This is a genomic window from Elioraea sp. Yellowstone, assembly GCF_006704265.1.
In the GTDB taxonomy this organism is placed as follows: Bacteria; Pseudomonadota; Alphaproteobacteria; order Acetobacterales; family Acetobacteraceae; genus Elioraea.
In genome coordinates this window covers 1-22,175 of sequence record NZ_VIKA01000019.1, presented here as the reverse complement: position 1 = coordinate 22,175, position 22,175 = coordinate 1, and the positions used below count along the sequence as shown (strand labels likewise).

Genomic DNA, 22,175 nt, shown 5'->3' with positions numbered 1-22,175 from the left:
CTGGCCTCCGGACATTTCTGCGAGAGGACGACGCCGCGCATCCGCTGTCCAGTCTCGACCCCGATGTCGGGCGCGTGGCAGAACGCGGTGGGCATCGGCGTCCGGTCGTCACCCCGCAGACCCGCCAGGATTTGACATCGTGCGACATCGTTCATGAACGCCATCGCCGGGCGGCGTGCCGCCAGTTCCAACCGCACCGGCGCCCCCGTCGCGCCGCACCGTCGTCCGAGGCGGATCGGCGGCGCACGGCGACTGTTGGCGGCGGCGGGCACCCTCATCGCGATCCTCTGGGTCCTGCACGCGGTCGGCCTCGACACGGCGTGGTCCGGCTTCACGATCCTGCGCGCCGCCGACCTCGCGGTCATGCTCGGCCTGCTCGCGGCGAACTTCGCGCTGGTGAGCGCGCGCCTGCTCGTGCTTCTGGCGCAGTTCGGCTGGCGGGTCGGCGGCTGGACGGCGCTTCGCGCGACGGCTGCGGGACAGGCGGCGGGCCTCGTCGTGTTCCAGCTCGTGGGCCAGGTGGTGGGGCGGCAGGTGGTGCTGCGGGCGTCCGGCATCACGCCGGCCGTCACGACGGCGGCGACGGTCTATGAACGTGCGATCCTGTTCGCGGTCGCTGCGGGTTTCGGCCTGGCCGGCGCACTCCACGTGTTCGGTCGCGCGGCCGTGGCGGAGCTCGTGGCCGGTATTCCATGGGTCGAGGCGGCGGTGGCCGGCGCGGGCGCGCTCGTGCTGGCGCTCGGGAGCACGGCCGGGCCGCGCGAGAGGAACGCGTTGCGGCGCATGGTCCGCCCTGGCCGGTTGGCCGGAGCGTTCGCCGTCACGGCGTTGACGGCCACCGGGCAGGCCCTGGTGGTGGCGAGCTTCGTCGTCGGCCTGCGGGCAGCGGCGCCGCAGACCGACATGCTCTCCCTCGTGGCCGCGGCGGCCGTCGTCTCCTTCGCGGCCGGCCTGCCGATCAGCGTCAACGGCTGGGGCGTGCGCGAAGTGGCCGCGATCCATGTGTTCGGCCTGCTCGGCGTGCCGGCGGGACAGGCGCTGGCGGTGTCCGTCGCGGTCGGGGTGTGCGCCACGGCCGTCGTGCTGGCGGCCGCACCGCTGGCACTCTCGCGCGCGGCGGCGGATGGCGCGGTCGCAGCCCACGCCTCCACATCGGATCGGGGCGCGGGGGCTGGGCCCGGCGAGGCGGCGTTCACCCGCACGATCGTCTGGCTGTTCATGCTGGCGGTCTCGGTCCTGGTGTTCTTCCAGGTGCCGATCCCGCTGATGGGCAGCGTGACCACGGTGAACCTCGCCGATCCCTTCGCCCTGGTCGCACTCGCGCTGTTCGGGCTGCACTGGTTCGCCGCACGCCGTCCGCCGCCATGGCGCGGCCACGCCCTCGGGCCGTGGATGATTCTGGCCGCCGCGGCGATGGGCGTGGCCTTCCTGATCGGCGTCGCGCGCTTCGGCATCACGCCATGGGCGCTCGGCAACCGCCTCACCGGTCTCGCGCTGCTTGCCGGGTATCTCTCGGTCGGCGCGCTCGCGGTCGCGGTCGGCGGCAACCGGGCCTTGCGGCAGCTCGTGCAGATGTTGCTGCTCGCGGCCGCGACCGTGACGGTGGTCCATCTCTGTGCCCGCATCGGCACCGCGGCAGGCTGGTTCGAGATCGCGCGCCTGCCGCCGAACTTCGAGGCCTATGCCGGAAACCGGAATGCCTATGCCTTCCAGATGCTGGTGGTGGCGACGGTCGCCGCCGCCTATGCCGCGGTGTGGGCGCGCGGTCAGCGGTCGCTCCCGTTCGTCCTGCCGATGGCGATGGTCCTGCTCGGCGTCTGGCTCAGCCAGTCGCGGGCCGGATTGGTCACCGCGGTGGCACTCGTCCTGCTCGCGTTCGTCAGCGGTCGCGTGAACCGGCGCAGCCTGGCGCAGGCGTTGGTGGCGGCGGCGATGTCTGTCGGCGTCATCACGATCGCTCCGCTGCTGCCTGCGATTCTCGATCACATCGGATCCAGTTTCGTGTCCGGCCTCTCCAAGCCGGCAGCCACTGTGGCGACCGCTCCGCCGGTCTTCACGACCGCTCCGCCGCCGGCGCTTCAGCCCGTCTCCGACGCGGAGCGCTGGGAGAGCCTCACGCGCGGCCTCGGGCTCTGGTTGGACCACCCGCTGTTCGGCGCCGGCCTGGGCGCGTTCGTGCACGGCCATCTCGTCGAGACCGGGACCCTGCTGGTGATCCACAACACGCTGCTGTGGCTTCTCGCCGAGTTCGGTGCGATCGGCACGCTGCCCTGGCTCGGGCTGTTCCTCGGCGCCGTCCTCGTCGCCCTGCGCCACCTCGATTCGGCCGGGTCCCGCTGGGCCGTCGCCCTGCTCGGCGTGCTCGGCTGCTTCGCGCTGTTCAGCCTCGTGCACGACATCCTCTACCAGCGCGTGCTCTGGCTGCTCCTGGGCGCGCTCGTCGCCCTGCCGCAGACGGCCGCGGAGCAGCGCGACGACGCCGCCCTCGCGCGTCGCGCCAACGGCACGGGGGCCGGCCGACCCGCGCCGACCGACGACTGATCGTCGATCCCGCCCGCGGCGCGCGCGGGGTGCGGCAGCGCTCCTCAGGGCTCCCGGCCGAAGGGGTGGCGACGGAGCAGGCGGAACGGTGCGCCCGGCGCCGGCTCGGCATAGAGCGCGATCGCGTCGATCATGACCGGTGCATCCAACGCAGCGGCGAGGCGGAGCGCCAGCGCGCGCCGCAGCCGCTCCGCCTCCTCGACCGGCAGGCGCGCGGTCAGGGTGAGGTGGAAGCGGAACTCCTCCATCACGTAGGGATAGCCCCAGCGGGCGAGCAGCGACTCCTGGCGTGCGCTCAGCCCGGCGCGGCGGCGGCGCGCGATCTCGGCCGGCTCGGGCGGGGCCCGGAACGGATCGAAGGCGGCGACGCAGTCGGCCGCGAGCGCATCCAGCGTCGGGCTGGGTGCCACGGGTGTCACGGCCAGGAAACCGGACACTACGCTCACCGCCAGGGGCGGCGCCGGGAACGCCGATCGCGCGGCGGCGAAGCGCGCCATCGCCGCATCGAGGCTCGCCTCCGTCTCGCCCGCCGTCAGTCGGAAGGGCGGCTTCAGCGTCGCATGCCAGCCATAGCGCGCCGGCTCGGCGGTGATCGCGGCATGGCGCACGCCCTCGAGCCCGTCGAGACACGGGGGCGCGAAGGTCTCGCCGGTCTCCGGATCGCGGCCGAGCCAGGCGCAGCCCGCCTGCCAGAGCGGGTGCTCGCGCGGCGGTGCCCAGTAGATCGCGTAGCGATGCGCCATCAGGCGATGCGCCGGCCCTCGCGCCACACCTGGCGCACCAGCGGATGCCCGTCGGCGAGATGCACCTGCACGAGATCGGCGCGCAGGCCGGGCGCGATCACGCCGCGATCGGCCAGCCCCACGGTGCGCGCCGGCACGGCCGAGACGGTCGCGATCGCCGCCGGCAGGGCGATGCCGTGGCGGTCGTGCAGCAGGAACGCGCCCGCCAGCATGGACGCGGGCACGTAGTCAGAGGCGAACACGTCCACGAGCGACCGCGCGACCAGTTCGGCCGCGGCGACATTGCCGCTGTGGCTGCCGCCGCGGACGATGTTCGGCCCGCCGGCGATCACGCGCATGCCGCGCCCCTTGGCCGCCGCGGCCGCCTCCAGGCTCACCGGGAACTCGCTGATCGTCAGCCCCGCCGCATGCCAGGCGGCGACCTCCTCCTCGGTACGGTCGTCGTGGCTCGCGAGCGCCACGTCGCGGCCAGCGAGGCGGGCGAGGATCGCGTCGCGGTTGGCGTCGCGCACGCGGTCGCGCATCTCGCGCCGCCGGGCGACATAGTCGCGCGCCTCCGCCTCGCTCATGCCGAGGTTGCGCGCATTCCGCTTCACGTAGCGCTCGACATCGGCGAACTGGCCGACACCGGGGGTGTGGTCCATCAGGCTGACCATGCGCACGAGCGGATCCGCGGCGACGGGCTCGAAGCTCGCCAGCATCGTCGCGACGCCGAGCTCGCAGCGCAGATGCAGGAAGTGCTCGGCGCGCAGGAGCCCGCGGGGCGCGAGCGCGCGCAGCTCGGCCACGCCCTCGCGGAACATCTGGTCGCGCTGGTCGGCGTGCTCGACCTCGCCGACGCAGAGCGCATCCAGCACCGTGGTGACGCCTGCGGCCGCGACCTGCGCGTCGTGCGCGAGCAGCGCCGCCCGCGCCGACCAGCGCACGCCGGGGCGGGGCATCATGTGCTTCTCGAGATTGTCGGTGTGCACGTCGACGAGGCCCGGGATCAGCAGGTCGCCCTCGAGATCCTGGGCCGCGGCAAGCCCGCTCCGCCCCCGCTCGACCGCCGCGATCCGGCCCGCGCGCAGGACCACCGTGCCGCCGAAGGTCTCGGCGTCGGTGACGATGCGCGCATTGGTCAGGACGGTCTCGTCGCTCATGCGGCTGCGGCCAGGGGGATGACCTCGTGCTCGCGCGTTGCGACCCTGCGCCGGACATCGGCGTCGTGGAAGATTCCGACGATCGCGGCACCGCGCGACTTCGCCTCCTCGATCAGCGCGACGGCCACCGCCGCGTTCGCCGGATCGAGGCTGGCGGTCGGCTCGTCCACCAGCATGACGGGATAGGGGTAGGCGAAGCCGCGCGCAAGGTTCACCCGCTGCTGCTCGCCGCCCGAGAAGGTGGCCGGCGGCAGGGACCAGAGCCGTTGCGGCAGATTGAGCCGGGCGAGCAGCCGCTCGGCCGCAGAAAGCGCCTCCGCCTCGGCCATGCCGGCGGCACGCAGGGGCTCGGCGACGATCGCGCGCGCCGGCACGCGCGGGATCACGCGCAGGAACTGCGAGACGTAGCCGATCGTCTCGCGGCGCAGGGCGAGGATCCCGCGCGGCCCCGCAGTGGCGAGATCGACCAGCGCGCCGCGATGACGCACCAGGATGCGCCCCCCGCCCGGCAGGTAGTTGCCGTAGAGCGCGCGCATCAGCGTGCTCTTGCCTGCCCCCGAAGGTCCCGTCAGCGCCACGCACTCGCCGGGCCGGACCTCGAGCGAGACCTCGTGCAGCACGGGCAGCCGCACGCCGCCCTGGAGATGCAGCGTGAAGGTCTTCGAGAGCCCCTCGGCGCGGAGCGCGAACCCGCTCATGCCTGCAGCACCGAGGCGACCAGGAGCTGGCTGTAGGGGTGCTGCGGATCGTCCAGCACTTGGTCGGTGAGGCCCGACTCGACGATGCGGCCGCCCTGCATCACCAGCATCCGGTGCGCGAGCAGCCGCGCGACCGCGAGGTCGTGCGTGACGATCACCGCCGCGAGGCCGAGATCGGCGACCAGGCCGCGGATCAGGTCGAGCAGCCGCGCCTGGACCGAGACGTCGAGCCCGCCCGTGGGCTCGTCCATCAGCACGAGGCGCGGCCGCGTGACCAGCACGCGCGCGATCTGCAGGCGCTGCTGCATCCCGCCCGAGAAGGTGCGCGGCGGATCGTCGATGCGGGCGGGATCGATCTCGACGCGGCGCAGCCACTGCGTCGCCTCGGCGCGGATGCGCCCCCAGTGCCGCATGCCCGCCGCCATCAGCCGCTCGCCCACATTGCCGCCCGCCGAGACCGCCATGCGCAGCCCGTCGCGCGGGTTCTGATGCACGAAGCCCCACTCGGTGCGCGCCAGGTGCCGCCGCACCGGCTCGGCGAGGCCGTCGAGCGGGGCGAGCGTACCGTCGTGCAGCCGATAGAGCACGCGCCCGCCATCGGCGGGAAGATCGCCGTGCACCGCGCGCAGCAGCGTCGTCTTGCCGCTGCCCGACTCGCCGACGATCGCCAGCACCTCGCCCGGCCAGAGCTCGAATGAGGCGTGCTGCACCGCGACCCGGCGGCCGAAGCGCACGGTCAGGTCGCGTACGGCGAGGAGCGGGACCGCGCTCATCCGCCTTCCCCGGCGGCGAGCGCGTGGCCGGCGGCCGCGCCGCGATGGCCGGCCTTGCGGCGTTCGGCGCAGTAGTCGGTGTCGCTGCACACGAACAGCCGCCCGCCCCGATCGTCCACCACCACCTCGTCGAGATAGGTTTCGGTCGCGCCGCACAGCCCGCAGGCGGCTTCGGCCTTCCACGGACGGAAGGGATGGTCCTCGAAGGCGAGGCTGACGACATCCGTGTAGGGCGGCACGGCGTAGATGCGCTTCTCGCGCCCCGCGCCGAAGAGCTGAAGCGCGGGCGAACGGTGCATCTTGGGATTGTCGAAGGAGGGGATCGGCGAGGGCGCCATCACGTGCCGCCCGTTCACCAGCACCGGATAGTCGTAGGAGAGCGTGATGCGCCCGTGCCGCGCGATGTCCTCGTAGAGCTTCACGTGCATCAGGCCGTACTCGGCGAGGGCGTGCATCCGCCGCGTCTCGGTCTCGCGCGGCTCGAGCTTCCGGAGCGGCTCGGGCTGCGGCACCTGGTAGACGAGGATCTGGCCGGCGGCGAGCGGCGTCTCGGGAATGCGGTGACGCGTCTGGATGATGGTCGCCTCCGCCGTGCGCTCGGTCGTGCGCACGCCGGCGGTGAGCGCGAAGAAGCGGCGGATCGAGACCGCGTTGGTGGTGTCGTCGGCGCCCTGGTCGATCACCTTCAGCACGTCGTCGGGGCCGATCACGGCCGCGGTCACCTGCATCCCGCCCGTGCCCCAGCCATAGGCGAGCGGCATCTCGCGGCTCGCGAAGGGCACCTGGTAGCCCGGGATCGCGACCGCCTTGAGCAGCGCGCGGCGGATCATGCGCTTGGTCTGCTCGTCGAGATAGGCGAAGCTGTAGGCGGGCAGGCTCACTCCGCGGCCTCCCGCGACGGCTCCGCCAGCCGCGCCTCGGCCTCCTGCCGCAGGCGCCTGATCAGTTCGAGCTCGGACTGGAAGTCGACGTAGTGCGGCAGCTTCAGGTGCTGCACGAAGCCCGAGGCCTCGACATTGTCGCTGTGGCTCAGCACGAACTCCTCGTCCTGCGCCGGCGCGGTGACGTCCTCGCCGAGCTCGCGGCTCATCAGCGCGCGGTCGACCAGCGCCATGCCCATCGCCTTGCGCTCGCTGTGGCCGAAGGCGAGGCCGTAGCCGCGCGTGAACTGCGGCGGTTCGGTGCGGCTGCCCGCGAACTGGTTGATCATCTGGCACTCGGTCACGGCGATGTCGCCGATCTCGATCGCGAAGCCGAGCTCCTCCGGCGCGATCTCCACCGCGACCGTGCCGTAGCGGATCTCGCCGGCGAAGGGATGCGTGCCGCCATAGCCGCGCTGGGTCGAGTAGCCCATCGCGAGCACGAAGCCCTCGTCGCCGCGCGCGAGGTTCTGCAGCCGGAGCGCGCGCGGCGCCGGGAAGGTCAGGGGGGCGCGCGTCAGATCCGGCGGCTCGGCGTCGCGGTCGCCGGTCTCGCGGCGGATCAGCCCTTCCTGGTCGAGCAGCGCGGTCACGCGCGGCATCGCCGCGTCGGCCGGCTCGGGCGCGCGCGGCGCGGGCGGCACCTCGCCCGCCTCGAGCAGCGCGGCGTCGAGCAGGCGGTGCGTGTAGTCGTAGGTGGGGCCCAGGATCTGCCCGCCCGGCAGGTCCTTGTAGGTGGCGCTGATGCGGCGCGCGATCGTCATGCGCGCGGTGTCGATCGGCACGCTCGCGCAGAAGCGCGGCAGCGTGGTGCGGTAGGCGCGCAGCAGGAAGGCGGCCTCCTGCAGGTCGCCCTGGGCCTGCTTGATCGCGAGCGCAGCGAGGGTGCGGTCGTAGAGCGCACCCTCGGCCATCACGCGATCGACGGCGTGGCCGAGCTGCTGTTCGATCTGGTCGACGCCGAGTTCGGGCACGGCGGGATCGCCGCGTCGCGTCTCGGCGAGCACGGCATGGCTCGCCGCGATCGCGCGCTCGCCACCCTTGACCGCGACATACATCGCTCAGCCCTCCGTCACGTCGGTGCTGCGCGGCAGGGCGGCGAGGGCGCGGCCCGCGACCAGCACCACGTCCACGCCGCGCGGATAGAGCGCGCGGTTCGCCGCCCGCCAGGCGACGAAGCAGGACGGCAGGCCGCGCACGTGCAGGCCGGCGGCGCGCTCGATGCCCGGCCCTTCGAGGCGCAGGGCGGCGCCGGCGCCGAACGCATCGATCTGCAGCACCACGGTGGCGGACCGGTCCGGGTACTCGTCCGAGCCGACCTGGAAACGATCGAACGGCACGGCGGGGTCGGCCGCGAAGGCGAAGGCCGCCTCTTCCGGCGCGGCGACGATCCGGCAGCCCGCATGGAAGCGCAGCCAGTCGAGCACCGCCGGCACGGCGAGCGCCGCGTCGAGCCAGACCGGCGTATCGGCATCGCACAAGGTCAGCGCGACCGCCCCGGCGGCGGGTGCGAGCGGCGGCGGCGCCGGCGGGGGGGCGAGCGTGACGACCGTGCCGGGCCGCGCCATCGCCTCGAGCAGGCGACGGAAGCAGGCCTGGGCCGCGAGTGGCGGATCGGCGAAGCCTGGGGCGAGCGCGCTCATCCCATCCGCACCATCGAGAAGAAGTCGACGCGCGTCGCCGCCGCGCGCCGCAGCGCGTCCTGCCGGCGCGCCTGCTGCCGCGCCGCCTGTTCGGCGATCAGGCCTGCGCGCAGCGATGGCCCGTGCGCCTCGGTCTGCAGCAGCGCGTCGAGGACGGCGGCGAGTTCGGTCTTGCGCGCATCGCGCCCGGCGACATAGGCGTGGCCGATCGTGCCGCAGGCGAGGCTCACGGCGCAGCGCGTCACCGTCATCTCGCCGAGATTGAAGGCCGCCCCGTCGCCGCCGGCGCGTCCGCGCACCATCACCATCCCGGTCTCCGGGGCGCGCAGGACGGTCCAGGATGGTGGCGGGTCCAGCCCGGCTAGCGCCGCCTCCAGCGCGGCGCGGTCGGCGCGCGCGAGCACCGCCATCCAGGCCTGGCGCGCCGTGGCGGGAGCTCGGTCGGGCATGTCTGGCGCGGCCATGTGACTGTCGGGACGTCTAGACTTCTATACATATCAGGTCCTATACTCCGCGACAATAGCCGCGCGCCCGGCGGCACGGCGTGACGTTGCGATGACGTCGGCAGCGCAGCGACGAGAGGAGGCGATGGATCTCTCCCGGATCGTTCCCGATGACGCGGCGGGCTGCGGCGTCGCGCGCGGCGCCGGCGTGACACTCTGGCGCCAGATCGAAGGCGCGCTCGAGCGCGAGATCGCCTCCGGCCGGATCCCCCCCGGCGGGCGCCTGCCGACCGAGGCCCAGCTCGCCGCCCGCTTCCGCGTCAACCGCCACACCGTCCGGCGCGCGATGGAGGAGCTCGAGCGGCGCGGCCTGGTGCGCATCGAGCAGGGCCGCGGCAGCTTCGCCGCCGACGACGTGATCGACTACCGCGTCGGGCCGCGCACGCGATTCTCGGAGGTGATCGCGCGGCAGAACCGCGACCCCTCGGGCCGGATCCTGCGCGTGGCCGAGGTGGCGGCGGACGAGGCGGCCGCCGCCGCGCTCCGGCTGCGCCGCGGCCGGCTGCTCTGGCTGGTCGAGCGGCTCGGGCTCGCCGACGGCCGGCCGGTGAGCCTGGGCCGGCACCACTTCCCGCAGAGCCGCTTCGCCGATCTGCCCGCGGCGATCGCGACGAGCGGCGGGTCGATCACGCGCGCACTCGCCGCCTGCGGGCTTGCGGAATACACCCGCCGCTCCACGCGGGTGACCGCACGCCTGCCGACGCCGGAGGAGGTCGAGAGGCTCGGCCAGCCGCGCAACCGGCCGGTGCTGGTGAGCGAGAGCGTCAATGTCGACGCCGGAGGCGTGCCCGTCGAGTACGGCATCGCGGCCTACCCGGCCGGGCGCGTCCAGCTCGTCTTCGAGTTCTGATCCATGACCCGACCGCTCGCGATCGCCGGTGCCCGCCTGCTGCTCGCCGATGCCGTCTCGCCGCCGACGACGCTGACCGTGATCGACGGCAGGATCGCCGCGATCGGCGCCCACGCCCCGCCGCGCGCGCGCGCGATCCGCGCCGACGGTCTGCTGCTCGCGCCGGGCCTGGTCGACATCCACGGCGACGCCTTCGAGCGCCAGGTGCAGCCCCGTCCCGGCGTGGATTTCCGCCACGATCTCGCGCTGATCGACACCGACGCGCAGCTGCTCGCCAACGGGATCACCACCGCATTCCACGGCGTCACGCTCTCCTGGGAGCCGGGGCTGCGCAGCGAGGCGGCGTTCCGGGCCTTCGTCGCGGCCTGGGGCGGGCTGCGCGGCCAGCTCGGCGCGGAGCATCGCATCCATCTCCGCCTCGAGACCTACGCCATGGACCAGTGGCCTGCTGCGGAGGCGGCGATCGCGTCGGGTGCGGTGCACCTGCTCGCCTTCAACGACCACACTGCCGAGATCGCCCGGCGCGCCGCCGATCCGGCGCGGGCGGCACGCTACGCCGACCGGTCCAAGATCTCGGGCGCCGAGGTGCTGGCGCTCGCACAGGCGATGCTGGCGCGCGCCGACGAGGTGGAACCGTTCGTCGCGCGGGCCGCCCACGTCGCCCGAGACGCCGGACTGGCGATGGCCAGCCACGACGACGCCTCGCCCGAGGCGCGCGCGCGATGGCGGGCGCTCGGCTGCACGATCTGCGAGTTCCCGATGAACGCGGCGACGGGACTGGCCGCGCGCGCGGCCGGCGAGCATGTCGTGATGGGCTGCCCGAACGTGGTGCGCGGCGGCAGCCATCTCGGCTGGCACTCGGCCGAGGCGATGGTGCGCGCGGGGGCGGCGGACGTTCTGGCCTCCGACTACTACTACCCGGCGATGCGGCACGCGGCCTTCGCGCTCGCCGCGCGGGAGGTCTGCACGCTGCCGGCGGCCTGGGCGATGGTCTCGGCCAATGCCGCGGCTGCCGCGGGTCTCGCCGATCGCGGCCGGATCGCGGCCGGACTGCGTGCCGACCTGGTGCTGCTCGACGACTCCGCGCTCTCCGGCGCCGAGGTCGTCGCCAGCATCGTCGGCGGCCGCATCGCCTGGATGTCCGGCCGCGGCGCGTCGCTGCTCGCCTGAGGCGTCCGTCGCCCCCTTGCCCGCCGCGGCGCGCGCGGCAAGGATGCGCGCCGCACGGCAGGGGAGGAGGCGAATGGCCGGACGGCTTCAGGGCAAGCGCGCATTCGTGACGGCGGCGGCGCAGGGGATCGGGCGCGCGACCGCGCTCGCCTTCGCGGCCGAGGGCGCGGAGGTGATCGCGACCGACGTCAACGAGGCCGCTCTCGGTGCGCTGGCGGGGCCGCGGATCCGCACGCGGCGGCTCGACGTGCTCGACCCGGCGGCAATCGCGGCGGCGGCGGCGGAGGCGGGCGCGGTCGACGTGCTGTTCAACTGCGCCGGCTTCGTCCACCAGAACACGATCGAGACCTGCACCGAGGAGGAGTGGTCCTTCGCGCTCGATCTGAACGTGCGCAGCGCGTTCCGCGTGACCAAGGCGTTCCTGCCGGCGATGCTGGCCAGGGGCGGCGGCAGCATCATCGTGATGTCCTCGGCCGCCTCCTCGATCAAGGGCGCGCCGAACCGGTTCGTCTATGGCGTGACCAAGGCGGCGCTGATCGGCTTCGTGAAGAGTGTGGCCGCCGACTACGTGAAGCGCGGCGTGCGCGCGAACGCGATCTGCCCGGGCACGGTGGAGACGCCATCGTTGCATGACCGGATCGCGGCGAATGCCGCCCAGGCGGGCAGCGTCGAGGCGGCGCGGGCGGCGTTCATCGCGCGCCAGGCGATGGGCCGGCTCGGCCGGCCCGAGGAGATCGCCGCGCTCGCGGTCTATCTCGCGAGCGACGAGAGCGCGTTCGTGACCGGCCAGGCGATCGTGATCGACGGCGGTTGGACCCTGTGAAGGCGAGAAGGGAACGGATCGGATGAAGCTGCTGCGCTGGGGCCCGAAGGGCCTGGAGAAGCCGGGGATCCTGGATGGCGAGGGGCACGTGCGCGATCTCTCGGGGATCGTCGAGGAGATCGGGCCGGAGGAGCTGTCGCCGGCGGGGCTCGCGCGGCTCGCCGCCGTCGATGTCGCGGCGCTGCCGAAGGTCGAGGGCAGCCCGCGTCTCGGCGTGCCGTTCACCGGCACGCGCAACTTCGTCTGCATCGGGCTGAACTACGCCGATCACGCGGCCGAGACCGGCGCACCGATCCCGAAGGAGCCGATCATCTTCCTGAAGGCGCTGACGGCGCTCAACGGTCCGAACGACGACGTGGAGATCCCGCGCGGGTCGGCCAAGACGGACTGGGAGGTGGAGCTCGGCGTGGTGATCGGGTCGCGCGCGAAGTACGTGGACGAGGCCTCGGCGCTCGACCACGTCGCCGGCTACTGCGTGGTCAACGACGTCAGCGAGCGCGAGTTCCAGATCGAGCGCGGCGGCACCTGGGACAAGGGCAAGGGGCACGAGACCTTCGGACCGGTGGGTCCGTGGCTGGTGACGAAGGACGAGGTTCCGGATCCGCAGGCGCTCGAGATGGGCCTCGATGTCGATGGGCAGGTGATGCAGCACGGCAGCACGAGGACGATGATCTTCGGCGTGCGGCACCTGGTCAGCTACGTGTCGCGCTTCATGACGCTGATGCCGGGCGACATCATCACGACGGGCACGCCGCCCGGCGTGGGCATGGGCAAGAAGCCCGAACCGGTCTACCTGCGTCCCGGCCAGCAGATGCGCGTCTGGATCGCCGGCCTGGGCGAGCAGCGTCAGCGGACGGTGGCGGCGTAACGCGGCAGGGGACGAGGGGAAGGGGCCAATGGCCCCTTCCCCCGCCGTTCCTCACATCGTCGCGCCCTGCACCCAGGGGGCGAACTCCTCCGATCCGAAGCCCCACTGCTCGCTCTTCGTGCGCTTGCCGGAAGCGACCGCCAGCATCTCCCGGAAGATGCGCTCGCCGCACTCGGCAACACTTTCGTCGCCGTCGAGCACGGTGCCGCAGTTGATGTCCATGTCGTCCTCCATGCGGCGGTACATGGAGGTGTTGGTGGCGAGCTTGAGCGACGGTGCAGGCTTGCAGCCATAGACCGAGCCCCGGCCGGTGGTGAAGCAGACGAGGTTCGCCCCGCCGGCTACCTGCCCCGTGATCGACACGGGGTCGTAGCCCGGCGTGTCCATGAACACGAAGCCCTTGGCCGTGACCTTCTCGGCGTAGCGGTACACCTCGACGAGGTTGGTCGTGCCGGCCTTCGCCATCGCGCCGAGCGACTTCTCGAGGATCGTCGTCAGCCCGCCGGCCTTGTTGCCGGGGGAGGGGTTGTCGTCGAGCTCGCCGCCGTTGCGGCGCGTGTAGTCCTCCCACCACGCCATCAGCTCGACGAGCTTGCGCCCGACCTCCTCGCTGACCGCGCGGCGGGTCAGCAGGTGCTCGGCGCCGTAGGTCTCGGGCGTCTCGCTGAGGATCACCGTGCCGCCGTGGCGCACCACGAGGTCGGAAGCGGCGCCGAGCGCGGGATTGGCGGTGATTCCCGAGTAGCCGTCCGACCCGCCGCATTGCAGGGCGACGCAGAGGTGGCTCGCCGGCACGGCGGTGCGCCTGACGGCGTTGGCCTCGGCCAGCACCTCGCGCACGAACTCGACGCCGCGAGCGACGGTCTTCGCGGTGCCGCCGGCCGATTGGATCGTCATCGCCAGGACGCGCGACTTGCCGTCCAGCCCCTCGGCCTCCATCAGCCCGGGGATCTGGTTCACCTCGCAGCCGAGGCCGAGCACGATGATGGCGGCGAAGTTGGGGTGCGTCGCGTAACCGGCGAGGGTGCGGCGCAGGAGGCGCAGCGGCTCGAGGTCACTCATCCCGCAGCCGGTCTTGTGGGTGAGCGCGACGACGCCGTCCACGTTGGGGTGGTCGGCGAGCGGGTCGTGGTTCGTGAAGGGGTTCCGGCGGAACGCGTCGGCGACGTATTGCGCGACGGTCGCGGAGCAGTTCACGGTGGTCAGAACGCCGATGTAGTTGCGCGTGGCCACGCGTCCGTCCGGGCGGATGATGCCCTGGAAGCTCGCCGGCGGATCGACATGGAGGGTCGGCTTCGTCTCGGCGCAGAAGGCGTAGTCGCGGCTGTGCTCGCCCATGCCGAGATTGTGCGTGTGCACGTGCTCGCCGGGCGCGATCGGCCTCGTGGCGACGCCGATGATCTGGCCGTAGCGGCGCACCGGCTCGCCCTCGGCGTGCGCGCGCACCGCGATCTTGTGGCCGGGCGGGATGCGGGTGGCGGCGATGACGCCCTCGCCGGGGATCGGCGTGCCGGGCAGGAGGTCGGCGCGCGCGATGACGACGCCGTCCTCGGGGTGCAGGCGGATGGTCAGCGGGGGCGTCGGCATGGCGGTCTCCTCCATGCGTGGTTATCGCGCAGCGCCGCCGCGACTGCCATCCCGCCTGCGGCGGGGCGGCAGGGCGCGCTTGCAATCGCACCGGCGATCCGGCATGGATACCTGATACATCAGCCCAGATGCGGTCGGAAGGCCCGGAGGGAGGGAGGAATGATGATCCGTCTGACGGCCGTCGCAGTCGCGATGGCGCTCACGACCATGGCAGCCCAGCCGGCGGAGGCGCAGACGCGGCTCCGCTTCGCGCATGTCTACGAGGTGAACGAGCCCTACCACACCGAGGCGCTGTGGGCGGCCGAGGAGATCGCCAAGCGCACCGACAACCGCTGGCGGATCGAGGTGTTCCCGGCCTCGGCGCTCGGCAACGAGCCGGCGATCAACGAGGCGCTGACGCTCGGCACGATCGACATGATCTACACCGGCACCGCCTTCGCGGGATCCCGCTTCCGGCCGATCGCCATCAGCAATGCGCCCTACGTGTTCCGCGACTTCGACCACTGGCTGGCGTATCGCGACAGCGACCTGCTGAAGGAGTTGATGGCGGGCTACGACCGGGCGACGGGCCACAAGACGCTGGCACTCACCTATTACGGCGCGCGCCACGTCACGGCCAACAGGCCGATCATGAAGCCCGAGGACATGCGCGGGATGAAGCTGCGCGTGCCGCAGGCGCCGCTCTACCTGATGTTCGCGCGATCGGTCGGCGCCAACGCCACGCCGATCGCCTTCGCCGAGGTGTATCTCGCGCTGCAGAACGGCACGGTGGACGGCCAGGAGAACCCGCTGCCGACCATCCAGGCCAAGAAGTTCTACGAGGTGCAGAGCCACATCGTGCTGACCGGCCACATCACCGAGAACCTGCTGACGATCGCGGGCGGGCGGCTGTGGCGCCGCCTCAGCGCGGCCGACAGGGCGGTGTTCGAGGAGGTCTGGCGCGAGGCGGCGAACCGCGCGACCTTCGCCATCCGCACGGCGGAGGAGACCCTGCCCGACTGGTTCCGTGCCCAGGGCAAGACCGTGATGGTGCCGGATCGTGCCGCGTTCCGCGCGGCCGCCCTGCCGCTGCACAACGACGAATCGGCCGGCGCGGGCTGGACGCGCGCGCAGTACGACCGCCTGCAGGCGCTTGGCGCACGCACGAACTGACGGCGGGGCCGGAGGCGGGCCCTCGGGCCCGCCTCCGGCCATGTCAGGCCCGGTCGATCACGATCGGCACAAAGGCCTGGTGCCGGTGCATCGCCTCGCGATTCCAGACGATGCCGTTGCCAGGCTCGGTGCTGGCACGCGCGAGGCCGCCCTCGATCGCCACCCGACTGTCGGTGACGTCGTCGAGTTGCGGGATGTGCTCGAGCCAGGCGCTGTTGGGCACCGCGCAGCAGAGCGGCAGATGCAGCTCCATCAGGTAGTGGGGACAGACGGCGACATTGAACGCCTCGGCCATGTGCGCGACCTTCAGCCAGGGCGTGATGCCGCCGATGCGTGCCACGTCCACCTGCACGATGCGGCAGGCATGGCGGGCCAGGTAGTCGCGGAACTGCGCGGGATGATAGAGGCTCTCGCCGACCGCGATCGGAATCGTCGTCGCCGCGCAGAGCCGCGCATGCCCCTCGACATCCTCCGCCGGCAGCGGCTCCTCGTACCAGGCGAGGCCGAGCCCGGCCGCCTCGAAGGCGCCGGCACGACGGATCGCCTCGGCGACCGTGAAGCCCTGGTTGGCGTCCGTCATCAGCTCCACGCCGTCGCCGATCGCTCGGCGCACGGCCTCCAGCCGGGCGACGTCCTCGCGGAGATGCGGCTTGCCGACCTTCACCTTCACGCCGCGGAAGCCCCTCGCGGCGGCTGCCTGGGCGTCCGCCACGAGCTGCGGCGTCTCGACATGGAGCCAGCCGCTCTCGGTGTCGTAGACCGGGATCGCCTCCTTCGCGCCCCCGGCGAGGCGATGCAGCGGCACGCCGAGGCGCCGTCCGCGCAGGTCCCAGAGTGCGGTGTCGATCGCGGCGAGTGCCAGGGCCGTGAGGGGACCCACCGAGAGGGCATGGGTGTGCCAGAACAGATCCTGCCAGATCGCCTCGATCGCGTCCGCATCGCGGCCGATCAGGCGCGGGGCGAGATGATCGCGCAGCAAGGCGATGACCGACGACCCGCCCGTGCCGATGGTGTAGCTGTAGCCGATGCCATCGGCGCCGTCGTCGGAGACGATCCGGACGACCGGCGTCTCCTGGCAGGTGAAGGCCTGGATCGCGTCGCTGCGCGGTCGCTTCGGGAACAGGTCGATCTGGCTGATCTCGATGCGCGCGATCCGCGCCATGTGCGGTCCTCCTTCACTGGGCGCGGCCGCGCCGCGGGCAGTCTAGGTGGACGAGGGAAGGAGGGAAGGGGTGTCTGAGACGCGGACGCCGGCCAACGACGACGCGGCCCCGGGCTACGAGGAGCTGCTGCACCAGCAGGAAGATGCTGAGCTGCACGAGCCGCCGGGCGACTGGCGGATCGAGGACTGGATCGTCTTCGCGATCTTCTGGGCGCTCGCCGGCGTGGTGTTCCTCCAGTTCTTCACGCGTTACGTGCTGAACGATTCGATCGCCTGGACCGAGGAGATCGCCCGCTACCTGCTGATCTGCGTCACCTTCGTCGGTGCGGCGATGGCGGCGCGCAAGGGCACGCATATCGCGCTCGAGCTCGCGCTCTTCGTCCTGCCGCCGGTGCTGCGGCGCTGGCTGCGCCTGCTGCTCGCCGCGATCACGGTCGCGTTCTTCGCCGTCGCGGCCTGGCTCTGCTTCGAGATCGCCGACGCCATGTGGTATCAGCCGATGGTGGTGGTCGACCTGCCGCTCGGCCTCGTCTACTACGTCGCGTTCTTCGGTCTCGCGCTGACGACGATCCGCTTCGCTTGGCATGCGGTGGTACGCTTCCGGGCCGGCGAGGAGCCGCGCGAGTCGGGAGCCGCGCGGCCGTGACCACCCTCCTCTTCCTCTCCTTCATCGGCTTCCTGCTGATCGGCTTGCCGGTTGCGGTGGCGCTCGGCGGTGCGTCGCTGCTCTATGTCGCGCTCACCGGCGACCTGCCGCTGCTCGTGGTCGTGCACCGCATGGTGAACGGGATCGACAGCTTCCCGCTGCTCGCCGTGCCGTTCTTCATCATGGCCGGCAACCTCATGAACAGCGCCGGCATCACCGACCGGATCTTCCACTTCGCGATCGCCGCGGTGGGCTGGGCCAAGGGGGGGCTCGGCCACGTCAACGTGTTCGCCTCGATCATCTTCGCCGGCATGTCGGGCACCGCGGTCGCGGATGCGGGCGGGCTCGGCACGATCGAGATCAAGGCGATGCGCGATGCCCGGTATCCCGACGACTTCTCGATCGGCATCACCGCCGCCTCCTCGGTGATCGGGCCGATCATCCCGCCCTCGCTGCCGCTGGTGATCTACGGCGTGATGGCGAACACCTCGGTCGGCCAGCTCTTCGCCGCCGGTATCCTGCCCGGCCTCCTGATCGCGGTGATGCTGTTCGGCTGGGTGGCGGTGGTGGCGCGGCTTCAGCGCTTCCCCCGCGATGCGGCCTTCGGCTGGTGCCGCCTGGCGCATGCCACCTTCCGCGCCGTGCTGCCGCTGATGACGCCGGTGATCCTGATCGGCGGCATGAAGTCCGGCCTGTTCACGCCGACCGAGGCGGCGATCGCGGCGACCGTCTATGCGCTCTTCCTCGGCCTCGTCGCCTATCGCACGCTCGGCTGGAACCGGCTGGTGCGCGTCTCGATGGAGACCATCGAGACGACGGCGATCATCCTGCTGATCGTGGCCGGCGCCTCGATCTTCGGCTGGCTGGTGACCACGACGCGGATCAGCGAGGAGGTGGCCGAGGCGGTGCTGGCGATCACCGAGGATCGCGTCCTGGTCCTGCTGATCGTCAACCTGCTGCTGCTGGTCGTCGGCTGCTTCCTCGAGACGATCGCGGCGATCACCATCCTGGTGCCGGTGCTCCTGCCGCTGATCACCAAGATCGGGGTCGATCCGGTGCAGTTCGGCATCATCATGACGCTCAATCTGGTGATCGGCCTCTTGACGCCGCCGGTTGGGCTCGTGATCTACACGCTCGCACGCATCTCGGACCGCAGCTTCGAGTTCGTCACCGCGTCGATCGCGCCGTTCCTGATCCCGCTGTTCGGCGCGCTGCTCGTCGTCACCTACTGGCCGGGCTTCGTGCTGCTGCTGCCGGAGATCTTCTACCGCTGAACGGTCGCGAGTTCGGCCAGCACGGCTTCGGCGGCCGCCTCGGACGGCGCGAGCCCGCCCGGCGGGCGGAGCTGGCCGAGCACGCGCGCGAAGGCCGCACGCTGGGCAGCCGCGGCATCGGTCCCGGTCAGCAGCGGCAGCAGCGCCGCGGCGAGCCGTTCGGGCGTGCACTGCTCCTGCAACCGTTCGGGCACCACCTCCTCGCCTGCGAGCAGGTTGACGAGGCTCGCATGCGGCACGGTGACGAGGCGCCGCACGATCGCGGCGGTGATCGGGTTGACGCGGTACGCCACCACCTGCGGCACGCCGGCGACCGCGAGCTCGAGCGAGGTCGTGCCCGACTTCGCGAGCGCGGCCGCCGCGGCGGCCCGGTCGGGCGGCCAGGGCAGCGGGCTCAGCGCGGCGATCCGCTCGCGCATCTCCGCCGCCGGCATGGGCGGGGAGAGCCGGGGCGGCTCGCCGCGCGGGGAGGGCGCGGTGGCGAGCAGCCGCACCTCGCGCCCGGCGCGGTCGGCCTCCGCCAGCGCCTCCTCGGCCGCGGCGAGCCGCGCCGGCCAGTCCGGGCCGGAGGCCCAGCCGTCGTCCATCACCAGCAGGAGCGGCCCCGTCCCGCCCGGTCCCTGGCCCGCGTTCAGCACCGGCCGGGCGAGGCCGAGGATCACCAGCGCCGCGGCGAGCAGGCGCAGCGCGAGCAGCCACCACGGCGTGCGCGCCGAACTCTCCTCGCGCCGCTGCAGGTCGAGCAGCAGCCGCACCGCGGGGAAGGCGAGCAGCCGCGGTGCCGGCGGCGTCACCCGCAGGAGCCAGATCAGCGCCGGCAGCAGGGCGAGCGCGGCCAGGAGCCACGGATGGGCGAAGCCGATCGCGCCGACCGCCTCGATCATCGCCCGTGCCGTCTCACGCGGCGCGGCCCCGCCCGGCGCGATCGGGCGCGAGCGCGAGATAGAGCCCCATCAGCGCGGTCTCGGGCGGGTGGTCGGTGATGTGCACGCCGAAGGTCCAGCCGGCGGCGGCGGCGATCGCGCGCAGGCCCTCCTGCTGGGCGGCGAGCCTCGCCTGGTAGTCGCCGCGCACGCCCTCGACCTTGCCGATCAGCGCGGCGGCCTCGCGCCGGAGCCCCTCGAAGCGGATGCGGCCGCGGAACGGCAGCGCCGCCTCCGCCGGGTCGAGCACCTGCAGCATGTGCCCCGCGACCGGGACCTGGGCGAGCCGCGCCACGGCCTGCTGCACGTCGGGCAGCGGCGAGAGGAAGTCGCCGATCAGCACCACGCGGGCGTGCGCCGGCAGGTTCTCGGCCGGCGGCAGGCCCGCCAGCGCGCCGGGATCGCCGCGCCGCGCGACCGCCTCGGCCATGAGCTCGATCATCGCCCGCCCCGAGACCGGGCGCATCCCGGCGCCGAGCAGGGCGACGCGCTCGCCGCCGCGCAGCAGCAGCGAGGCGAGCGCGAGGACGAGCAGCTCCGCCCGCTCGGCCTTCTCCGGCAGGCGACGATCGGAGCGCCAGCGCATCCCGGCCGAGGCGTCGCGCCAGAGCCAGACGCTCTGCGCCGCCTCCCACTCGGTCTCGCGCACGAAGGTGCGGTCGCCCTTCGCCGACTGGCGCCAGTCGATGCGGTGCACCGGGTCGCCGGGCAGGAACTGGCGGAACTGCCAGAAACTGTCACCCTGGCCGACGCGGCGGCGGCCGTGCACGCCCTGCGCCACCGTCGCCGCGACCCGCTCGGCCGCGACCAGCAGCGGCGGCAGCCGGGCGGCGAGCTGCTCGGCGCGCCGGGCAGCGGTGCCGGCAACCCCCGGCTGGCCCTGGATCATCCGAGCAGGCCGGTGAGCCGGCCGATCACGTCGGCGAGCTGCACCCCGTCGGCGCGCGCGGCGAAGTTGAGCGCCATGCGGTGGCGCAGCACCGCCGGCGCCAGCGCGATCACGTCGTCGACGGAGGGGGCGAAGCGTCCGTCCAGGACCGCGCGCGCGCGGCAGGCGAGCATCAGCGCCTGGGCGGCGCGCGGGCCGGGCCCCCAGGCGAGATGCCGCTTCACCGCCTCGAGCGGCGAGGTCTCCGGGCGGCCGGCGCGCACCAGGGTCAGGATCGCCTCGACCACGCTCTCGCCCACCGGCATGCGCCGGATGGTCGCCTGCGCGGCGAGCAGCTCCTCCGCGCCCATCGTCCGCTGGGGCCGCACCGTCACCGCGCCGGTGGTGGCGAGCAGCATGGTCCGTTCGGCCTCGAGCGCCGGGTAGGACACCTCGATCTCGAGCAGGAAGCGGTCGAGCTGCGCCTCGGGCAGCGGATAGGTGCCCTCCTGCTCGATCGGGTTCTGGGTCGCGAGCACGTGGAACGGCCGCGGCAGCTGGTACTCGATCCCGCCCACCGCGACCTTCATCTCCTGCATCGCCTGCAGGAGCGCCGACTGGGTGCGCGGGCTCGCGCGGTTGATCTCGTCGGCCATCAGGAGCTGACAGAAGATCGGCCCCTTGATGAAGCGGAAGCTGCGCCGCCCCTCGGCGCTCTCGTCCAGCACCTCCGAGCCGATGATGTCCGCCGGCATCAGGTCGGGCGTGAACTGCACCCGCTTCTCGGCGAGCCCCAGCACCGTGCCCAGCGTCTCGACCAGCTTGGTCTTGCCCAGGCCCGGCACGCCGACCAGCAGCACATGCCCGCCGGCGAGCAGCGTGATCAGCGTCTGATCCACGACCTCGGGCTGGCCGAAGATCACCTGGCCGACCGCCTCGCGCACGCGCGCGATGCGGCCGGTCAGCGCCTCGACCTCGGCGACCAGATCGGCCGGTTCGGCCGGGCCCGGCCCGGCGATCAGGGTCGTCTCGGCCACGCTGATCTCCCTTCGCATCTACACGCCGCGATGGAATGCTACCTATATGTGCGGATGACGGAAAACCGGACGCCGGAGGGTCACGCGGACGTGACGCCGGCAGCGGAGGAGGCTGCGCCGGAGACGGCGTGGAGAGCGAGTGGCGGCGGACCGGCGCGTCGTGGAGCGCGGCGAAGGAGAGGGGGACGGCGACCTGCCGATCCCGGGGCTCGCGCTCACCCCGCCCGTGCGGCGGCCGCGGCGCGAACCCATCTTCTGCGGCGACATCGCGATCCGCATCGCCCGCGACGGCACCTGGCACTACCAGGGCAGCCCGATCCGGCGGAAGGAACTCGTCTGCCTGTTCGCCTCGGTGCTGACGCGCGAGCCCGACGGCTCGTTCTGGCTGGTCACGCCGGCCGAGCGCGGCCGCATCGAGGTCGAGGACGCGCCCTTCCTCGCGGTCGAGCTGTTCGTCTCGCACTGCCGCGGCAGGCAGGTGCTCTCCTTCCGCACCAATGTCGACGAGGTGGTGGAGGCGTGCCGCGAACACCCGATCCGGGTCGCGCGCGACATCGTCACCTGCCTGCCCACGCCCTATCTCGCCGTGCGGCCGGGTCGCGGCAGCCTGCCGATCGAGGCGCGCATCGAGCGGTCGGTCTACTACGAGCTCGTCGCCCTCGCGGTGCCGGAGACGGTGCACGGCGAGAGCGTGCTCGGCGTCTGGTCGTCGGACAGCTTCTTCCCGCTCGGCCAGGCCGACGAGGGGTGAGCGCGCCGCCCTTCGCCCCGAACGCGGCCGGGCTCGCCGCGCGGCTCCGGCGCGCGGCCGCGGAGGGAGCGGCGCCCGAGGCCGCCCCTGCCGCGGCCGCC

22 protein-coding genes are annotated in these 22,175 nt (G+C 72.9%); 9 read left to right on the top strand and 13 right to left on the bottom strand.

The features are described from left to right. The first annotated feature begins 153 nt into the window (after positions 1–153). Positions 154–2,541, top strand: coding sequence for an O-antigen ligase family protein (locus tag FK498_RS05025; RefSeq protein ID WP_141852171.1), 2,388 nt, complete (start codon positions 154–156; stop codon positions 2,539–2,541). 44 nt (positions 2,542–2,585) lie between these two features. Here FK498_RS05025 and FK498_RS05020 read toward each other — a convergent pair whose 3' ends face one another. From FK498_RS05020 to phnG, 8 genes are read right to left on the bottom strand one after another with little or no spacing between them, the layout of a single operon-like run. Further along, positions 2,586–3,284: a DUF1045 domain-containing protein gene (locus FK498_RS05020; protein WP_141852169.1), complete on the bottom strand. Its 699-nt coding sequence runs from the start codon at positions 3,282–3,284 to the stop codon at positions 2,586–2,588. Next, on the bottom strand, positions 3,284–4,426 hold the full coding sequence (locus FK498_RS05015) for an alpha-D-ribose 1-methylphosphonate 5-triphosphate diphosphatase (protein WP_141852167.1): 1,143 nt from the start codon (positions 4,424–4,426) through the stop codon (positions 3,284–3,286). Before FK498_RS05015 ends, FK498_RS05020 begins: the two co-directional genes overlap by 1 nt. Beyond that, positions 4,423–5,124, bottom strand: a complete 702-nt coding sequence (phnL, locus tag FK498_RS05010; protein WP_141852165.1) for a phosphonate C-P lyase system protein PhnL — start codon at positions 5,122–5,124, stop codon at positions 4,423–4,425. Before phnL ends, FK498_RS05015 begins: the two co-directional genes overlap by 4 nt. Continuing rightward, positions 5,121–5,897, bottom strand: coding sequence for a phosphonate C-P lyase system protein PhnK (gene phnK / locus FK498_RS05005; protein WP_141852163.1), 777 nt, complete (start codon positions 5,895–5,897; stop codon positions 5,121–5,123). The genes phnL and phnK overlap by 4 nt, the downstream gene beginning before the upstream one ends. Next, on the bottom strand, positions 5,894–6,772 hold the full coding sequence (locus FK498_RS05000) for an alpha-D-ribose 1-methylphosphonate 5-phosphate C-P-lyase PhnJ (protein WP_202614746.1): 879 nt from the start codon (positions 6,770–6,772) through the stop codon (positions 5,894–5,896). The genes phnK and FK498_RS05000 overlap by 4 nt, the downstream gene beginning before the upstream one ends. Positions 6,773–6,774: 2 nt before the next feature. After that, a complete protein-coding gene (locus FK498_RS04995; protein WP_141852159.1) occupies positions 6,775–7,875 on the bottom strand; it encodes a carbon-phosphorus lyase complex subunit PhnI in 1,101 nt (366 codons plus the stop codon). Between the two features lie 3 nt (positions 7,876–7,878). After that, complete coding sequence (phnH, locus tag FK498_RS04990; RefSeq protein WP_141852157.1) at positions 7,879–8,460, bottom strand: phosphonate C-P lyase system protein PhnH; 582 nt, start codon at positions 8,458–8,460, stop codon at positions 7,879–7,881. Then, positions 8,457–8,909: a phosphonate C-P lyase system protein PhnG gene (gene phnG / locus FK498_RS04985; protein ID WP_141852155.1), complete on the bottom strand. Its 453-nt coding sequence runs from the start codon at positions 8,907–8,909 to the stop codon at positions 8,457–8,459. The genes phnH and phnG overlap by 4 nt, the downstream gene beginning before the upstream one ends. A gap of 139 nt (positions 8,910–9,048) precedes the next feature. On the opposite strand from phnG, the gene phnF reads away from it, so the two are divergent. From phnF to FK498_RS04965, 4 genes are all read left to right on the top strand, one after another. Then, a complete protein-coding gene (gene phnF, locus FK498_RS04980; protein WP_141852153.1) occupies positions 9,049–9,813 on the top strand; it encodes a phosphonate metabolism transcriptional regulator PhnF in 765 nt (254 codons plus the stop codon). Positions 9,814–9,816: 3 nt separating this feature from the next. Further along, entirely contained in the window at positions 9,817–10,983 is a 1,167-nt protein-coding gene (locus tag FK498_RS04975; protein ID WP_141852150.1) for an alpha-D-ribose 1-methylphosphonate 5-triphosphate diphosphatase, read from the top strand. A 73-nt stretch (positions 10,984–11,056) separates the two neighbouring features. After that, positions 11,057–11,806 carry an SDR family oxidoreductase gene (locus tag FK498_RS04970; protein ID WP_141852148.1) on the top strand — a complete coding sequence of 250 codons (750 nt, stop codon included), beginning with the start codon at positions 11,057–11,059 and terminating at the stop codon, positions 11,804–11,806. A gap of 22 nt (positions 11,807–11,828) precedes the next feature. Beyond that, a complete protein-coding gene (locus FK498_RS04965) occupies positions 11,829–12,674 on the top strand; it encodes a fumarylacetoacetate hydrolase family protein (protein ID WP_141852146.1) in 846 nt (281 codons plus the stop codon). Between the two features lie 51 nt (positions 12,675–12,725). On the opposite strand, the gene FK498_RS04960 is transcribed toward FK498_RS04965, so the two are convergent. Then, complete coding sequence (locus FK498_RS04960) at positions 12,726–14,261, bottom strand: UxaA family hydrolase (RefSeq protein WP_141852144.1); 1,536 nt, start codon at positions 14,259–14,261, stop codon at positions 12,726–12,728. Positions 14,262–14,423: 162 nt separating this feature from the next. On the opposite strand from FK498_RS04960, the gene FK498_RS04955 reads away from it, so the two are divergent. Then, positions 14,424–15,413 carry a sialic acid TRAP transporter substrate-binding protein SiaP gene (locus FK498_RS04955; RefSeq protein ID WP_237560834.1) on the top strand — a complete coding sequence of 330 codons (990 nt, stop codon included), beginning with the start codon at positions 14,424–14,426 and terminating at the stop codon, positions 15,411–15,413. 43 nt (positions 15,414–15,456) lie between these two features. On the opposite strand, the gene FK498_RS04950 is transcribed toward FK498_RS04955, so the two are convergent. Next, the gene (locus FK498_RS04950) at positions 15,457–16,575 is read right to left on the bottom strand and encodes a mandelate racemase/muconate lactonizing enzyme family protein (RefSeq protein WP_141852140.1); all 1,119 of its coding nucleotides are present in this window, start codon (positions 16,573–16,575) and stop codon (positions 15,457–15,459) included. Between the two features lie 70 nt (positions 16,576–16,645). Between FK498_RS04950 and FK498_RS04945 the strand changes: the two genes are divergently transcribed. Next, the gene (locus FK498_RS04945; RefSeq protein WP_161988317.1) at positions 16,646–17,221 is read left to right on the top strand and encodes a TRAP transporter small permease; all 576 of its coding nucleotides are present in this window, start codon (positions 16,646–16,648) and stop codon (positions 17,219–17,221) included. Continuing rightward, positions 17,218–18,495: a TRAP transporter large permease gene (locus tag FK498_RS04940; RefSeq protein WP_141852136.1), complete on the top strand. Its 1,278-nt coding sequence runs from the start codon at positions 17,218–17,220 to the stop codon at positions 18,493–18,495. Before FK498_RS04945 ends, FK498_RS04940 begins: the two co-directional genes overlap by 4 nt. Here the strand turns inward: FK498_RS04940 and FK498_RS19870 are convergent. The 3 genes from FK498_RS19870 to FK498_RS04925 are packed head-to-tail and all read right to left on the bottom strand — an operon-like array spanning position 18,486 to position 21,341. Next, positions 18,486–19,379, bottom strand: coding sequence for a BatA domain-containing protein (locus FK498_RS19870; RefSeq protein ID WP_141852134.1), 894 nt, complete (start codon positions 19,377–19,379; stop codon positions 18,486–18,488). The genes FK498_RS04940 and FK498_RS19870 overlap by 10 nt on opposite strands. Before the next feature lie 13 nt (positions 19,380–19,392). Beyond that, the gene (locus FK498_RS04930; RefSeq protein ID WP_141852132.1) at positions 19,393–20,307 is read right to left on the bottom strand and encodes a DUF58 domain-containing protein; all 915 of its coding nucleotides are present in this window, start codon (positions 20,305–20,307) and stop codon (positions 19,393–19,395) included. Further along, positions 20,304–21,341 (bottom strand): AAA family ATPase, encoded by a 1,038-nt coding sequence (locus tag FK498_RS04925; protein ID WP_370510878.1) that lies wholly within the window; start codon positions 21,339–21,341, stop codon positions 20,304–20,306. Before FK498_RS04925 ends, FK498_RS04930 begins: the two co-directional genes overlap by 4 nt. A 121-nt stretch (positions 21,342–21,462) precedes the next feature. Between FK498_RS04925 and FK498_RS04920 the strand changes: the two genes are divergently transcribed. Beyond that, complete coding sequence (locus FK498_RS04920; protein ID WP_370510877.1) at positions 21,463–22,074, top strand: DUF1285 domain-containing protein; 612 nt, start codon at positions 21,463–21,465, stop codon at positions 22,072–22,074. The last annotated feature ends 101 nt before the right edge of the window (positions 22,075–22,175 follow it).

Excerpts from the sequence above, each read along its gene's own strand:
- FK498_RS04925 (WP_370510878.1), bottom strand. The coding sequence starts at position 21,341 with ATGCGAAGGGAGATCAGCGTGGCCGAGACGACCCTGATCGCCGGGCCG.
- FK498_RS04975 (WP_141852150.1), top strand. The coding sequence starts at position 9,817 with ATGACCCGACCGCTCGCGATCGCCGGTGCCCGCCTGCTGCTCGCCGAT.
- FK498_RS04995 (WP_141852159.1), bottom strand. The coding sequence starts at position 7,875 with ATGTATGTCGCGGTCAAGGGTGGCGAGCGCGCGATCGCGGCGAGCCAT.
- phnH (WP_141852157.1), bottom strand. The coding sequence starts at position 8,460 with ATGAGCGCGCTCGCCCCAGGCTTCGCCGATCCGCCACTCGCGGCCCAG.
- phnL (WP_141852165.1), bottom strand. The coding sequence starts at position 5,124 with ATGAGCGGGTTCGCGCTCCGCGCCGAGGGGCTCTCGAAGACCTTCACG.
- FK498_RS04930 (WP_141852132.1), bottom strand. The coding sequence starts at position 20,307 with ATGATCCAGGGCCAGCCGGGGGTTGCCGGCACCGCTGCCCGGCGCGCC.
- FK498_RS04965 (WP_141852146.1), top strand. The coding sequence starts at position 11,829 with ATGAAGCTGCTGCGCTGGGGCCCGAAGGGCCTGGAGAAGCCGGGGATC.
- FK498_RS05020 (WP_141852169.1), bottom strand. The coding sequence starts at position 3,284 with ATGGCGCATCGCTACGCGATCTACTGGGCACCGCCGCGCGAGCACCCG.
- FK498_RS04970 (WP_141852148.1), top strand. The coding sequence starts at position 11,057 with ATGGCCGGACGGCTTCAGGGCAAGCGCGCATTCGTGACGGCGGCGGCG.
- FK498_RS19870 (WP_141852134.1), bottom strand. The coding sequence starts at position 19,379 with ATGATCGAGGCGGTCGGCGCGATCGGCTTCGCCCATCCGTGGCTCCTG.
- FK498_RS05025 (WP_141852171.1), top strand. The coding sequence starts at position 154 with ATGAACGCCATCGCCGGGCGGCGTGCCGCCAGTTCCAACCGCACCGGC.
- phnG (WP_141852155.1), bottom strand. The coding sequence starts at position 8,909 with ATGCCCGACCGAGCTCCCGCCACGGCGCGCCAGGCCTGGATGGCGGTG.
- phnK (WP_141852163.1), bottom strand. The coding sequence starts at position 5,897 with ATGAGCGCGGTCCCGCTCCTCGCCGTACGCGACCTGACCGTGCGCTTC.
- FK498_RS04960 (WP_141852144.1), bottom strand. The coding sequence starts at position 14,261 with ATGCCGACGCCCCCGCTGACCATCCGCCTGCACCCCGAGGACGGCGTC.
- phnF (WP_141852153.1), top strand. The coding sequence starts at position 9,049 with ATGGATCTCTCCCGGATCGTTCCCGATGACGCGGCGGGCTGCGGCGTC.
- FK498_RS05015 (WP_141852167.1), bottom strand. The coding sequence starts at position 4,426 with ATGAGCGACGAGACCGTCCTGACCAATGCGCGCATCGTCACCGACGCC.
- FK498_RS04950 (WP_141852140.1), bottom strand. The coding sequence starts at position 16,575 with ATGGCGCGGATCGCGCGCATCGAGATCAGCCAGATCGACCTGTTCCCG.
- FK498_RS04955 (WP_237560834.1), top strand. The coding sequence starts at position 14,424 with ATGATCCGTCTGACGGCCGTCGCAGTCGCGATGGCGCTCACGACCATG.